We start from the raw sequence: 13,447 nt of genomic DNA, 5'->3' as shown, positions 1-13,447 counted from the left end.
ACCCGAGGGTGGGACCCACATCACAACCGCCTCAGCCGCTCCGCGATCCCCCTCACCTCGCTCGCCGCCCCGGAGGCCACGTCGACGACCAGCGTGTACGCCGCGTCCTGGTTCACGCCGGAGAGGTCGACGCCGTTCACCGCGAGGAAGGTGGCGGTGGACAGCCAGGCGGTGCGCTTGTTGCCGTCGACGAACGGGTGGTTCGTCGCGAGGGCGTGGAGGAGCGCCGCGGCCTGCTCGTGCGGGTCCTCGTACGCCGCTGTGCCGAACATGCGGGCGCGCGGGCGGTGCACGGCCGAGGCGAGCAGCCCCGGCGCCCGCGTCTCGGGCGGCCGCCCGCCGAAGGCGACCTCGGCGATGGCGGTGACCTCGTCGACGGTGAGGTGCCGGGTCATTCGCCGAGCCTCCTCAGCAGCTCGGCGTGCTCCCGCGCGAGGCGCTCGGCGACGGCACGCACCTGTCGTCCCTCCTCGCGCAGGTGGCGGCGCAGCGCCTCCCGTACGACCTCCTCCGGGGCGCGGCCCTGCGCGTCCGCGAGGTCGTGGAGGGCTCGGTGCGCGTCGGGGTCGAGGCGGAGAACCAGTTCGGACATGACGGGAGACTACGGTCGGCGGTCACACGATGACGACCGGTTTACGGATCAACGCTCGCGCACCCGCGCGGCCACCCAAGCCCCCGCCAGCGCCACCGCCGCCATCGGCAGGAACACCGCGGCGAAGGCGGCCGGGTGGGAGCCGGTGGCCTCCGTGGCCGCGTGGCCGGCCGTGCCGCCGCCCAGGGCGGCGAAGGCCGCTCCCCCGGCGGCCAGCAGGACGACGTTGGACAGGCCGTCGGAGATCTGCAGCGCGGCGGAGTTGGTGCCGGCCTCCTCGGGGGCGGAGAGCTGGAGCAGCAGCACGCTGGTGGAGGAGATCACCAGGCCCATGCCGAAGCAGCCGAACGCCCAGGCGACCGCGACCGTCCAGGCCGGTACGGACTCGATCAGCACGCTGGGGGCCGCCGCGATCGCCGCCGCCACCAGCACCATGCCGAGGACCATCAGACGCTCCCGGTACGGCTCCAGGCGGGGCCGGGACTGGAACCAGGAGCCCAGGGCCCAGGTGCCGCCGCCGGCCGCGAGGGAGAAGCCGGCGAGGGTCGGGCTGAGGCCGCGCTGGGTGACCAGCATCAGCGGGACGAAGGACTCCGCCGCGATGAAGGAGCCGGCGGCGACCCCGCGCAGCAGGACGACCGAGGGCAGTCCCCGCGCCGCACGGTAGGTGCCGCGCGGGAGCAGGCCGAGCACGGCCGGGACGAGCAGGGCCACGCCCAGCGCGCCCGGCAGCAGGGACGTCCAGCGCAGGTCCTGGGCGGCGTACTGGAGCAGGCCCGCGCCCAGCGAGATCGCCAGGGCCAGGCGGATGCGGCGGCCGTCGAAGGAGGCGGGCCCGTCCGCGTCCCCGTTCACCGGGCCGGACGCCAGGCGTCGTATCTGCGGCAGCGCGAGCGCCAGCGGGAACACCACGAGCACCGGGATGCCGAGGAACACCCAGCGCCAGCCGATGTGCTCGGTCACCGCGCCGGAGGCCAGCGGGCCGACGATCGACGGCACCACCCAGCTCGCCGCGAACGCCGCCATGATCGCCGGCCGCAGCCGCTCCGGGTAGGCCCGTCCGACGATCACGTACAGCGCGACGATCACCAGTCCGCCGCCGAGTCCCTGCACGGCCCGGCCCAGGATGAACAGCCACATCGCCCCGGCCGTCCCGGCGAGCAGCAACCCGGCCGCGAAGGAGGCGATGCCCCAGGTCAGCGGCGCGAGCGGGCCCCGCCGGTCGGACCACTGGCCGGACAGCACCATGCCGAAGAGGCTGGTCGTGAAGTACCCCGAGAACGCGAACGCGTACAGCGGCACCCCGTCCAGCTCGCGCGCCGCCACCGGCATCGCCGTACCGACCGCGGTCGCCTCGAAGGCGATCAGCAGCACCACGGAGACGATGCCGATGCTCAGCGCCCGGTAGGGGCCGCTCAGCACGGTCTCGTCGGGGGCGGTGGCCGGAGAGGGGGCGGCGGGCTCGGTGACATCGGTGTCACGCGGGTTCGGGGCGGTCATGACCGCCAGCGTAAGGGCCACGGCACGGTTTGACCCCTGTCGGGGGTCGGGGTCCGCACCGGGACCTTGGTCGTAGGACCGGGCCCGCCCGTTCGTGAACGGCGTGTGGCAGTCGCATTGCGGCCCCCGGCATGTCCTTGAGTGCCGTCTCCGGCCCGCCGTACGGTCGTCCCACCGGTTCGGAACGGCGGGGCACCGCACGGTGCTTCGCCCCCGGCACGGCCGTGTGCCCGAGTGGCCCAGGGACTCGCCTGCAAAGCGAGTTACGCGGGTTCGATTCCCGCCACGGCCTCCCCACGGGGCGGGGTGCTCTCCGGAGCACCCCGCCCGCTTCGTCATCGCCCCGGATCGCCCCGAGGGGCGCGGGGCCGTGGCGACATGCGGCTCCGCCGCGCGGGCGTGACCCGCCACAACGGTGCCGCCGCCGACCGGCGAGCCCGACGGCCGCCCCGAAGCGGAGCGCTACAGCACCCCGCCCGCCTCGTCCTGGAACAGCTCCGTCCAGTAGTGCCAGTCCGCGTCGGTGGTGGTGCCCGTCGGGTCGATGGAGGACAGGACCTGGATCATCGTCAGCGCCAGCTGGTCGTAGGTGTCGCTGGTCAGCGCGTGGCCCGACGCCTCGTCGATGGCGTGCTCGCGGTGGAGCAGCCAGAGGGTGAAGGCGAGCGTGGAGATGTCCGTGTTCAGCGGGTAGAGGACGCCCTCCCGTTCGCTCCAGTTGAGCACCGCGCCCGTGGTGCCGTCGACGACCAGGCTGTTGTCCTCGATCAGGTACCCCAGGCGTATCAGGTGCTCGGCGCGGGCGGGGAGGCGGGCGTCGGGGAGCTCGCGTTCGTCGGCGTAGTACTCCGCGAGGGTGCGCAGCGGAAGGTCGGTGTCCAGCTGGAAGAGGAAGCCGTCCTCCGGCAGGCCCGTCTCGCGCAGGAAGCGGCGGGTCGGCTCGTGGGCGAGCGTGGCGGGGAAGTCGACCTCCTCGAAGCGGACCACTCCGCCCCGGCCGAACTCCTCGTCCAGCAGGCGCGGGGGGAGGTCCAGGGCCAGCCCCGAGGCCGCGCCGGGCCCCGCGACCAGGGCCAGCGGCCTGATCAGCGCGGCCATCCGCCAGAACGGCGCCGGCTCGCCGTCCGCGCCCTCCTCGAAGACCGCCAGCAGCTGCCGGGAGGCCTCCGCGACCGCCTTGGTGCCGTACCGACCCGCGTAGGCGGCGAACTGGCCGCGCAGGCCCGCCAGTTCGTCCGTCGCCGCGGCGAACCGCACCAGCGTCGGCAGGGACGGGGCGAGCGGGCGGCGGTCCATCAGGTCGGGGCGGTCGTGGAGGAAGAACGTCGTGGACACCTCGCCGGTCGCCCCGTCGAGCAGCACCGACTCCGTCTCCAGACCGGCCGGGCCCAGCAGTCCGCCGATGACCAGCTGGTCGCGCAGCTCCGCGGGGAGCCGGTCGCCGGGACCGTCCGTCGAGTCGCCCACCGTGCGCGGGCCGCCGGGTCTGGTCAGCTCCGCGAAGCCGACCAGGCCGTTGTCGGCGGGCAGTCCGGGGCCGGTCAGCCAGCCGCGCGTGGACGCGTGCGTGACGAAGGGATCGAGGTCGGCGTCGGTCAGCGTGATCGTCGCCGCGGCAACGGTGTCGGTCGTGCTCATGGTTCCCCCGCGATACGTGTGCTCGGTCCCGGGCCCGCGATCGTCCCGACCCGGGCAGGACGGTCCGGACCCTTCCGGACCCGTCAGCCGTCCCCCACTTCTCGGAACACTACGCGGCACCACTGACAACGCCCCGGGCCGAAGGCGGGGCGTGCGACGCCCCCGTCACAGAAGACGCCCGAGCGGCCGTTCGCGTTGCCTCGCCGCGGGAATCGCCCGGAACGACGCTCAGCCCCCGGTCACCACCGCGGCCTGCGGACGGATCGGCAGACGGTTCACCGGGCGGCCCGTGGCGGCCCGTACGGCGGAGGCGATCGCCGCCGGCGAGGTCACCACCGGCACCGCGCTGACCGCCTTCGCGCCGAACGGCGCGACTACGTCCCGCTCCTCGACCAGCTTCACGATGTGGATGTCCGGGGTGTCCAGCGCCGTCGGGAGGGCGTACCCGGTCAGGTCGGGGTGGCGGACCAGCCCGCGCGGCGTGCGCAGGTTCTCGGTGAGCGCCGCGCCCAGGCCCTGGGTCACGCCCGCCTCGATCCGGGCGGTCAGCTGCGCCGGGTTCAGCACCCGGCCCACGTCCTGGGCGACCGCCAGCTCCACGACCCGTACGGAGCCGAGTTCGATGTCGACGTCGACCACCGCGCGGATCGCGCAGAAGGCCATGCCGACGAAGGCGTCGCCCTGCCCGGCCCCGTCCAGTGGCTCCGTCGGGTGCGGACGGCACTGGGCGGTGGCCCACAGCTCCTTGCCGTGCAGTTCCTCGGCCACGGTCGTGGACAGCACACCGTCGTACGAGGTGATCTTGCCGTCGGTGATCTGGAGCAGCTCGGTGGACATGCCGAACTTGTGCGCGAGGGGCTGGAGGAGCTGGGTGCGGACCATCTTCGCCGCGCGTTCCACCGCGCCGCCCGACACCCACGTGTGCCGGCCCCGGCAGCCCGGTCCCGCCGGGGGCTGGTCGGTGTCGACGGGCACCACGTGCACCTCGTCGACGCCGAGGGTCTCCTGGACGATCTGCCGGGCCAGGGTGGAGAAGCCCTGGCCGCTCTCCACGGCCGCGCACAGCACCGTCGCCACCCCGTCCTGGACCCGCACGGTGGCCGTGGACACCTCGTCCGCGCCCTCCGCGCCGAGCATGTGCACCATGCCGAGGCCGTAGCCCACGCCCCGGCGCACCGCGCCCGGTTCGCCCGCGCCCTCGGGGCCGCCGGGCAGCAGCCACTCGTCCTCGGGGGTGTCCTTGGGCAGCGGCGGCAGCGGGAAGTCCCGGACCGCCTCGAGGAGTTCCGCGACCGGGGCCGGGCAGGTCACCGTCTGGCCGGTGGGCAGGACGTCGCCGGTGGCCATCACGTTGCGCATCCGCACGTCGGCCGGGTCGACGCCGAGCTTCTTGGCCAGCTTGTCCATCTGCGCCTCGTAGGCGGCGCACACCTGCATCGCGCCCTCGCCGCGCACGTGGCCGGAGGGCGGGTTGTTGGTGCGCACGGCCCAGCCCTCGATGAAGGCGTTGGGGACGACGTACGGGCCGCAGGCGAAGGCGACGGCGGCGGCCAGGGCGTCGGAGGAGGTGTCGGCGTAGGCGCCCGCGTCGAGCAGGATCTGCGCCTCGACCTTGACCAGCCTGCCCTCGGCGTCGGCGTGGTGGCGGTAGCGCAGCAGCGTGGGGTGGCGGTGGGTGTGGCCGAGGAAGGACTCCTCGCGCGTGGCGGCGAGTTTCACCGGGCAGCCGGTCCTCAGCGCCAGCAGGCCGAGCGGGAGCTGGAAGCTCCGGTCCTCGCGGTCGGCGGTGGCGCCGGGCACCCCGGTGACGACGACCTTCACCCGATCGGATGGCAGGCCGAACGCGGCGGCGGCGGTGTCCCGGTCGCCGTGCGGGTCGGTGGAGGCCAGGTACAGCTCGACGCCGCCGTCCGGGCGGGGCACGGCGAGACCGGCCTCGGCGCCGATGGGGGCGGGGTCCTGGCGGCCGATGCGGTACAGGCCCTCGACGACGACCTCGCCGGCCGCGTCGGGGTCGCCGTGGCGCAGCGGGATGTGCCGGATCAGGTTGCCGTCGGGGTGCAGCGGTTCGGCCTCGAAGGCCTGTTCGGGGTCGGTCACCGGGGCGAGCACCTCGTACTCGACGATGACGGCGGCGGCAGCCATCCGCGCGGTGTCGGGGTGGTCGGCGGCGACGGCCGCGATGGGCTCGCCGTGGTGGCGCACGACCTCGGAGGCGAAGACCGGGCGGTCGGCCGTGCCGCGGCCGTGCAGCGGGTCGCCGGGGACGTCCTCGTGCGTGACCACCGCGCGGACGCCGGGCATCTCCCGCGCGTGGGTGGTGTCGATGGACACGATGCGCGCGTGCGGGTGCGGGGAGCGCAGCACGGCCGCCCACAGCAGGCCCTCGGCCCACAGGTCGGCGGCGTACGGGAAGGTGCCCTCGGTCTTGGCGCGGGTGTCGGCGGCCGGGAGGGAGACGCCGAGTCCGTGCGGGAGCGGTTCCGGCTCGGGGGCGGCCTCCGCGGCCCGTACGGCCTGCGCGGTGGCTGCTTCGTCGGTCACGCCTGGCCTCCGTCCTGGCCGTAGGACTGGTCATGGGGCTGCTCGTCGGGTCCGGGGGTGCCGAGTGCGGCGGGGTTGACGCCGCCGGCGCCGGGGCCCGCCTGGTGCGGGATGCGGGGCGGGTCCGGCTCGCCGTCGGAGTCGTCCTCGGCGGCCGCGGCGTGCGCCTCGCGCTCGGCGACGACCTCCTTGACGGCGTTCACCACGCCCCGGTAGCCGGAGCAGCGGCAGAGGTTGCCGCACAGGGCCTGGCGGGTCTCCAGTTCGGTGGGTGCCGGGTTGCCCTCCAGCAGGTCGTGCACGGTCATCGCCATGCCCGGCACGCAGAAGCCGCACTGCACGGCGCCGCACCGCGCGAGCGCCCGCTGCACGTCCGAGGGCCGGCCGTCCTGCGCCAGTCCCTCGACGGTACGGACCTCGCTGCCGGCCGCGGTGACGGACGGGACCAGGCAGGACGCCACGAGCCGGCCGTCGACCTGCACGTTGCAGGCGCCGCACTCGCCCTGCGAGCAGCCGTCCTTGGCACCGGCGAGACCGAGCCGTTCGCGCAGCACGTAGAGCAGCGACTCGCCGATCCAGGCGTCGGTGACGGGCCGGTCGGTGCCGTTGACGCGGAGCACGTAGGAGGCGAGGGGGTGGTCGTCGTGCGGCGGCGGCGCGTCGTCCGCCGCGTGCGGCGCACCCGGCTCGCCCTGACCGTCCGGGGTGTCCGGGGTGTCCTGGGTGTCCGGAGCGTCGGGTGCCGTGTCGGCGTCCGGGGACCCTGCGTCGGCGGGTCCCGTCGTCGGGTCCGCGTCCGGGGCGGGTCCGGCGGGGGCCGTGGAGGGCTCCGACGGGCCCTCGGCGGCCTCGGGGGCCCCGTGGGCGGCCGGGGAGTCCTCTGGTGCCTCACCGGCCCCGGAAGCGGGCTCCGGGGCGTCCTGGTCGCCGGGATGCGGGTGCTCACGGTGTCCGGCCGGCGCGTCCTCGGCGGTCTCCGCCCCGGACCGCCACTGCGGCTCCGCGTACCCCTCGGCGGCGTACGGCTGGGGAACACCGGCCTCGCCGGACGGCTGCCGGGGCGCGCCGCCGTCGCCCGGGCCGGGCTCGCCGTGGGGTTCCGGGGCGGGCGCGGACGCGCCGGGGGCCTCCGGCGGGACGCCACCGTCCGGCCGCCCCTGCCCGTGCTCACCGGCCGACGGTACGGGCGTGCCCTCGGCCGGCGTCCCGCCGTACACCTCCTGAGCGTGCGGCAGACCCGCTCCGGACTGCCCCGGCACGGAACCGGCATCCGGCCGCCCGTGCCCATCGGCCGACGGTACGGGCGTGCCCTGAGCCGGCGTCCCGCCGTACACCTCCTGAGCGGGCGGCAGGCCCGCGTCCCGGCCGCCGGGCTCGGCGTACGGCAGGGGTGCGGCGGGGGGCAGGGGCTGCCCGCCGTACGTGTCCGCGGCGGGCGGCTGCCGGTGCGCGGGGACGTCGGTGTGAGGCCGGGGGGCGGGCTCCTGCCGGTCCCGCGCGGGGTCGTGTTCGCCGCCCCGCGGTCCCTGGTCCCCGTCCTGCGGGACCCCGGGCACGCCGGGCCCCCACGGGCTGCCGATGGCCTCCGTGGGCGCCCAGGGGGCGGGGGCGCCGCCCGGCAGGGTGGCCGGCGGGGTGCCGCCCCACTGCTCGACCAGGGAGGACGTGGTGAACTCGCCCGACTCGTCCGGCAGATCGCCGTCGGCCACGGGGATCGACCACTGGCCGGTGACGTCGTGACCCGGCGCCGGGTTCTCCGCGGCCGGCTCCTCGTAGGCCCATTGCCCGGTCGCGCCGGGGTGGTACGTGAACCGGTCCCCCGGCGCCGCGCCCGCCCCGGGGGCCTGCGGGTCGTGCCACTGGGCGCCGTCGACGGGCGCGCCGGGCACTCCCCAGGAGCCGGCGGCCGCCGGGCCGGTGCCCGCGCCGGCCGTCGGGTCGACCGTGATCTGCGGCGGCACGTAGCCGTGGCCGGGTGCGGCGAGCGGGCTCTCCATGGCGTCCAGCAGGGCGTCTATGCCTCCCTCGGGGAGGTTCACGAAGGCCGTGGCGCCGTCGTCGTAGTCGCCCTGGGGCAGCGGGTCCCAGCGGCTGCCGCCCGGGGGCGTGCCCTGTCCGTGCTGGTCGTCGGTCACGACAGCGCCCTCCCCAGTGCTCGTCGGGCCAGTGCGGCGACGGTGCGCCGCAGGTGCAGTACCGCGGGCGGAAGCGGTGGGACGGTGCCGTCCTCGCCGGGTGCGGCGTCGGGGATGCAGGCCGCGGCGACGTACTCCCCGAACGCGTTCAGTGCCTCGGGCACGATCGCGCGGTTGTTGTCCCAGTCGATGAGCTGCGCGACCCACTGCTCGGCGTCCAGGGGCCTGAGCGGCATCGGCGCTATGGCGCCCACCGCGCAGCGCACCCCGCGCCGCGCGGGGTCGAGCACGAGGGCGACGGAGGCGACCGCGCGGCCGGGGCCGGTGCGGCCGGTCGCCTTCAGGAAGACCTGGGGGGCGTGCAGCAGCGGCACGCGCACGTAGCCGATGAGTTCGCCGGGGCGCAGCAGGTCCATCCCGGCCAGCAGGTGCGACACCGGGAGTTCGCGGCGGGCGCCGCCCGGGCCCGCGATGATCAGCGTCGCCTCCAGCGCGGCCAGCACGGGCAGCGCGTCCCCGGTGGGGGCGGCGGAGGCGATGTTGCCGCCCAGGGTGCCCGCGTTGCGGATGTGCGGCGGTCCGGCGGCCCGCGCGGAGGCGGCGAGCGCGGGGATGAGGGCGGCGAAGTCGGGGCGGCCCATGCGGGCGTGGGTGAGACCGGCGCCGAGCAGCGCGTGCCCGTCCAGGTACTGCCAGCCGCGGATCTCGCTGATCTTGCCGAGGCCGACCAGCGCGGCGGGCCGGAGCTGCCCGGAGTTGACGGCGGCCATCAGGTCGGTGCCGCCCGCGACGGGCACGGCGGCGGGCATCTCCGTGAGGGCCGCCACGGCCTCGTCGAGCGTCGTGGGCAGCGTCACGGCCTGCGCCGCCTGCGGTGCGTGCGTGCTCAAGTCCGGCTGCCCCTTCCCGCTGCCCCACCTGGTCCCACCTGTGCTGCCGTACCGTACGGCCTGACAGGGCGGACGTGGCAACTCTGGCACATCTTGGCAGGTGCCGAGGACAGGGGTCCGTCAGGAGGCGTTCGCCCACCTCACCCCGGGCGCGGGCGGTTTCCCCCCGCACCACCGATACGCTTCCGATTGTCACTTTTCGGTGACCTTTGAGCCCGTTTCGCATGACTCGTTCGACGCGGCGCGAACGGGTGTGCGCATCCCGTTCGGATTCCCGGCGCGCGGGGGCGTCCGCCCGCGTGCGCCGGGAGCCCGGGCAAGCGGCTACCGGCCCGGCGGCGGGCCGTCGATCGGGCGCCCCAGGACGCCCGGGCGCCGCTGCCAGGGCAGCGGTCCGGTGGGTGGCCGGTAGGCGACCCCGAGGGCGTCCAGGCGCCGGTAGTGGGTGCTCATCCGCCGTTCGAAGCCGGCGAAGTCCCGGTCGGCGGGGGCGGGCAGATCGCTCCAGGCGACCTCGCAGAGCGCGGCGAGCCGGGGGAACACCTGGTAGTCGACGCGCCCCTGGTCCTCCATCACCTCGGTCCACACGTTGGCCTGGGTGCCCAGCACCCGCGCGGCCTCCTCGCCCGTCAGCTCCGGCGGCACGGGCTCGAACCGGTAGACGTCCTCCAGGGTGCGCACGTACCCGATCGGCACCGGCTCGTCGGGGCCCGCGTCCTGGCGGTAGTCCAGGTACACGTACTGCTGGGGGCACATGACCACGTCGTGCCCCGCGCGGGCGGCGGCGACCCCGCCGGTGTAGCCGCGCCAGGAGGACACCGCGGCGCCCGGTGCCAGGCCGCCCTCCAGGATCTCGTCCCAGCCGATCAGCCGCCGTCCCCGCGCGGTGAGCCACTTGTCGAAGTGCCCGATGAACCAGGACTGGAGCGCGTCCTCGTCGGCCAGTCCGAGGTTGCCGATCTGTTTCTGCGCGGCGTCCGACGCGCGCCACTGGTCCTTGAGGCATTCGTCGCCGCCGATGTGCACGAACGGCGAGAACGGGCCGGCGTCCGCGGGGAAGAGTTCCAGGACTTCCTCGAGCACCCCTTCGTAGAAGCGCAGGGTGTTGTCAGTGGGGGCGAGTACGTTCGGATTGATCCCCCAGGTGTCCCAGACGTTCAGGGAGGCGGTGTCGATGACATCGGAGTTGCCGAGTTCCGGATACGCGGCGATGGCGGCCTGCGAGTGGCCGGGTACGTCGATTTCCGGGACGACGCTGATATGCCGCTCGGCGGCGTAGGCGACGATCTCGCGGATGTCCTCCCGGGTGTAGTGACCGCCGTGCGGCCTGTCGTCCCACAGCGGTGAGGCGCGGTGGCCGATTTTCGTCCGGGCGCGCCAGGATCCGGTCCCGGTGAGCTTCGGATACCGCTGGATCTCGATGCGCCATCCCTGATCGTCCGTCAGGTGGAAGTGGAGGACGTTGAGTTTGTGCGCCGCCATCAGATCGAGATAGCGCAGCACGCCTTCCTTGGGCATGAAGTGCCGGGCCACGTCGAGCATCAGTCCGCGCCAGCGGAAGCGGGGGGAATCCTCGATTCTGACGTGCGGCACGGTCCACACCCGGTCGCGGCCCAGCGGGGCCCTGCGGAACGCGTCGGGGCCGAGGAGCTGCCGCAGCGTCTGGGCGCCCCGGAAGACACCGGCCGCGTCGCCGCCCGTGATCAGGACGCCGCTCCAGTCGCTGACGAGGTGGTACTCCTCCGGCCCCAGAGCGGGGTCGAGCACGAGCCCGATGCCGTCCCCGTCCGTGTCGTCGAGCTCCCGCCCTTCGCGCAGCGGCAGCCCGGTGGTCTGCCAGAGGACGGTGCGCAGCCAGTGGCCGACGCCCTCCGTCCCGTGATCGGCGTAGAGCCGGGAGTGCGCCGTCAGCCGCACCTCGCCGGAACCGGCGACGACACTGCGGGGCGCTGGAATCAGATCGCTCACATCAGTCCTTCACCGCGCCGCCCGGTGCGGGGACCGGACGCCGCTGTACGAGTACGAAGAAGACCGGCGGCGCCATCGGCGGGGCCGGCTGCGAGATGCCACTGACGACGGAGGAGTGGGCGAACAGGAAGTCGTTCCGGGCGGGGAGGGAGAAAAACGCGCCGGTGGTCGCGGAGACCGGCGCGCCGGGCGGGAAAGGATCCGCCGCGGAAAAGCGCGTGCGGCTCGTCCCGTCGATGTACGCGGCTTCCTCCGGCACCTCCGGAACGGTCTTCGCGAACTCCCGGAGCGGCCGGATCGTGAACGGCCGGGAGAACGCGACGCGCGACGGGACCGGCGACCGCGGCGTGTTCGGCCGGCCGAAGTCCCGCAGGGCGGAGAAGAATGGGACGGACAGTGCCTCCGGGGGCGCCGTCCGGGCCATCGGAAACGTGATCGGCAAGGTGGTCCGCGGCCGGAAGCGGAATCGCGTCACGGCGGTGGTGGCGGAAAAGGCGATCCGCGCGGAGGCGATCACCACGACCACCGCGACGGCGACGCCGTTGGGAAAGTACCGGCCGAATTCCCGCTGCCCGGACACCCACCGGAAGGAGTCCGGCGCGGGCACGGGGACACGGGCGCCCGGGGAGGTGGTCCGGTCGCCCCGGTCCCCCGGTCGGTCCGGAGGCACCCGGCACCATCCGGTGCGACGGGAAGGCCACCACCGGGGCGGCCGACGGTGCCGACGGCCGTCCAGGGCGCACAGGATTCACCCGGGATTTCCCGTCCCGGCTCACAAGTGTTGCGGACAGCTTCACGGACCCCCCGAGCGCGTTGCAGCATGCGCAATGACGATTCTGCTCTGCACAACACGTCCGAGGCTAGCGCCGCGACCGTCCGGGGTCACCGGGGCGCCGCCCGATTCAGGCCATGCGGCGCGTTCCGCCGGTCGACCCCTTCCGGGATCGGCGCGGCCGCGTGGCGCACGGCGCCGGCCCCCCTGACGCCGGATCAGCGGCGGCTGTTCGTCGACACACCGCTCGCCCACGAAGCCGCGGTCGGCAGCGGGAGACAGGGCCGAGCCGGACCCACGGGCGCCGGACGTCCGACGCGGGACCGACCGCGCGTCCACACGTCCACCGGACCGCCACACGGCCCCGGTCAGGAGGCCTCCTCCCCGGCGGACGCCCGTCCCGCCGCGGACACGGGAGCGTTCGCGGCACCGGGCGGACGGCACAAAGGCCCCCGGGGCGCACGAAGCGCACCCGGAGGCCTGGAGAGGACCGGACCGGTGGAGGAAGAGGAGGTACTACTTGTCGCCCTTGCCCTTGTCGTCCCCGCCGGCGCCCATGGACTCGTAGATCTCCTTGCACATGGGGCACACCGGGTACTTCTTCGGGTCGCGGCCGGGCACCCACACCTTGCCGCACAGCGCCACGACGGGGGTGCCGTCGAGGGCGCTCGCCATGATCTTGTCCTTCTGGACGTAGTGGGCGAAGCGCTCGTGGTCACCGTCGCCGTGGGAGGTCTGCGGCGTCGGCTCGACGAGGGTCCCCGTACCAGTCCCGCGCTCGGGCTCAAGAGTGCTCATAACAGCCAAGGGTACTGAAGCTCACACGCATCAGTTGAGCGAAGGGTCGTCCGGATACGTGGCCACCATCGCCAGCTCGTTGCGCTGCCGGCGCAGCACCTCGCGCCAGAGCCGCTCCGGGGACGGGGAGGAGACGTCGCCGGGCTCCGACTCCACGACGTACCAGGCGCCGTCCATCAGCTCGTCCTCCAGCTGTCCGGGGCCCCAGCCGGCGTATCCGGCGAAGATGCGCAGCGAGCCGAGGACGGAGGCGAGCAGCTCCGGCGGGGCCTCCAGGTCGACCAGCCCGATCGCGCCGTGCACCCGGCGCCAGCCCAGCGGCGCGGCCTCCCCGCCCGTCCCGCCGGGGACGACGGCGACACCCAGGGCCGAGTCCAGCGACACCGGACCGCCCTGGAAGACGACACCCGGCTCGCCGGCCAGGTCCGCCCAGCCCTCCAGGATGTCGCCCACGTCCACCGGCGTCGGGCGATTGAGGACGACGCCGAGGGAGCCCTCCTCGTCGTGGTCGAGGAGGAGCACCACCGCGCGGTCGAAGTTCGGGTCCGCCAGGGCGGGAGTGGCCACGAGCAGCCGCCCTGTGAGCGAGGACACCTCGGTCATGCCAGAC

11 protein-coding genes and 1 tRNA gene are annotated in these 13,447 nt (G+C 74.8%); 1 reads left to right on the top strand and 11 read right to left on the bottom strand.

What is annotated here, in order from left to right:
- Positions 1-20 precede the first annotated feature (20 nt).
- Genes ACH5AO_RS03185 through ACH5AO_RS03175 form a run of 3 tightly spaced genes read right to left on the bottom strand, consistent with a single transcriptional unit; the run spans position 21 to position 2,092 of the window.
- Positions 21-395 carry a type II toxin-antitoxin system death-on-curing family toxin gene (locus ACH5AO_RS03185; RefSeq protein WP_398921229.1) on the bottom strand — a complete coding sequence of 125 codons (375 nt, stop codon included), beginning with the start codon at positions 393-395 and terminating at the stop codon, positions 21-23.
- Positions 392-592, bottom strand: a complete 201-nt coding sequence (locus ACH5AO_RS03180) for a hypothetical protein (RefSeq protein WP_398921227.1) — start codon at positions 590-592, stop codon at positions 392-394. Before ACH5AO_RS03180 ends, ACH5AO_RS03185 begins: the two co-directional genes overlap by 4 nt.
- 48 nt (positions 593-640) lie before the next feature.
- The gene (locus ACH5AO_RS03175; protein WP_398921225.1) at positions 641-2,092 is read right to left on the bottom strand and encodes an MFS transporter; all 1,452 of its coding nucleotides are present in this window, start codon (positions 2,090-2,092) and stop codon (positions 641-643) included.
- A 220-nt stretch (positions 2,093-2,312) separates the two neighbouring features.
- Here ACH5AO_RS03175 and ACH5AO_RS03170 point away from each other — a divergent pair.
- Positions 2,313-2,384: transfer RNA gene (locus ACH5AO_RS03170), tRNA-Cys, on the top strand.
- A gap of 170 nt (positions 2,385-2,554) precedes the next feature.
- On the opposite strand, the gene ACH5AO_RS03165 is transcribed toward ACH5AO_RS03170, so the two are convergent.
- From ACH5AO_RS03165 to ACH5AO_RS03130, 8 genes are all read right to left on the bottom strand, one after another.
- Positions 2,555-3,730, bottom strand: coding sequence for an SUKH-4 family immunity protein (locus ACH5AO_RS03165; RefSeq protein WP_398921223.1), 1,176 nt, complete (start codon positions 3,728-3,730; stop codon positions 2,555-2,557).
- 228 nt (positions 3,731-3,958) lie between these two features.
- A complete protein-coding gene (locus ACH5AO_RS03160; protein ID WP_398921222.1) occupies positions 3,959-6,274 on the bottom strand; it encodes a xanthine dehydrogenase family protein molybdopterin-binding subunit in 2,316 nt (771 codons plus the stop codon).
- On the bottom strand, positions 6,271-8,409 hold the full coding sequence (locus tag ACH5AO_RS03155) for a 2Fe-2S iron-sulfur cluster-binding protein (protein ID WP_398921220.1): 2,139 nt from the start codon (positions 8,407-8,409) through the stop codon (positions 6,271-6,273). The genes ACH5AO_RS03160 and ACH5AO_RS03155 overlap by 4 nt, the downstream gene beginning before the upstream one ends.
- Positions 8,406-9,299, bottom strand: coding sequence for an FAD binding domain-containing protein (locus tag ACH5AO_RS03150; protein ID WP_398921218.1), 894 nt, complete (start codon positions 9,297-9,299; stop codon positions 8,406-8,408). The genes ACH5AO_RS03155 and ACH5AO_RS03150 overlap by 4 nt, the downstream gene beginning before the upstream one ends.
- A gap of 324 nt (positions 9,300-9,623) precedes the next feature.
- On the bottom strand, positions 9,624-11,267 hold the full coding sequence (locus tag ACH5AO_RS03145) for a beta-N-acetylhexosaminidase (RefSeq protein ID WP_398921216.1): 1,644 nt from the start codon (positions 11,265-11,267) through the stop codon (positions 9,624-9,626).
- 1 nt (position 11,268) lies between these two features.
- Positions 11,269-11,874: a carbohydrate ABC transporter permease gene (locus ACH5AO_RS03140; RefSeq protein WP_398921214.1), complete on the bottom strand. Its 606-nt coding sequence runs from the start codon at positions 11,872-11,874 to the stop codon at positions 11,269-11,271.
- A 681-nt stretch (positions 11,875-12,555) separates the two neighbouring features.
- A complete protein-coding gene (locus ACH5AO_RS03135) occupies positions 12,556-12,837 on the bottom strand; it encodes a DUF3039 domain-containing protein (protein ID WP_073931595.1) in 282 nt (93 codons plus the stop codon).
- A gap of 30 nt (positions 12,838-12,867) precedes the next feature.
- Entirely contained in the window at positions 12,868-13,440 is a 573-nt protein-coding gene (locus ACH5AO_RS03130; RefSeq protein WP_398921212.1) for a YqgE/AlgH family protein, read from the bottom strand.
- Positions 13,441-13,447 lie beyond the last annotated feature (7 nt).

Source organism: Streptomyces sp. NPDC018964 (assembly GCF_044390325.1).
Lineage (GTDB): Bacteria > Actinomycetota > Actinomycetes > Streptomycetales > Streptomycetaceae > Streptomyces.
Note: the sequence above shows the minus strand (reverse complement) of the source record. Positions and strands in the feature narration are given on the sequence as shown.

Bases quoted from the DNA above. Each gene is read 5' to 3' on its own strand.
- ACH5AO_RS03130 (WP_398921212.1), bottom strand. From the start codon at position 13,440: ATGACCGAGGTGTCCTCGCTCACAGGGCGGCTGCTCGTGGCCACTCCC.
- ACH5AO_RS03185 (WP_398921229.1), bottom strand. From the start codon at position 395: ATGACCCGGCACCTCACCGTCGACGAGGTCACCGCCATCGCCGAGGTC.
- ACH5AO_RS03165 (WP_398921223.1), bottom strand. From the start codon at position 3,730: ATGAGCACGACCGACACCGTTGCCGCGGCGACGATCACGCTGACCGAC.
- ACH5AO_RS03175 (WP_398921225.1), bottom strand. From the start codon at position 2,092: ATGACCGCCCCGAACCCGCGTGACACCGATGTCACCGAGCCCGCCGCC.
- ACH5AO_RS03135 (WP_073931595.1), bottom strand. From the start codon at position 12,837: ATGAGCACTCTTGAGCCCGAGCGCGGGACTGGTACGGGGACCCTCGTC.
- ACH5AO_RS03180 (WP_398921227.1), bottom strand. From the start codon at position 592: ATGTCCGAACTGGTTCTCCGCCTCGACCCCGACGCGCACCGAGCCCTC.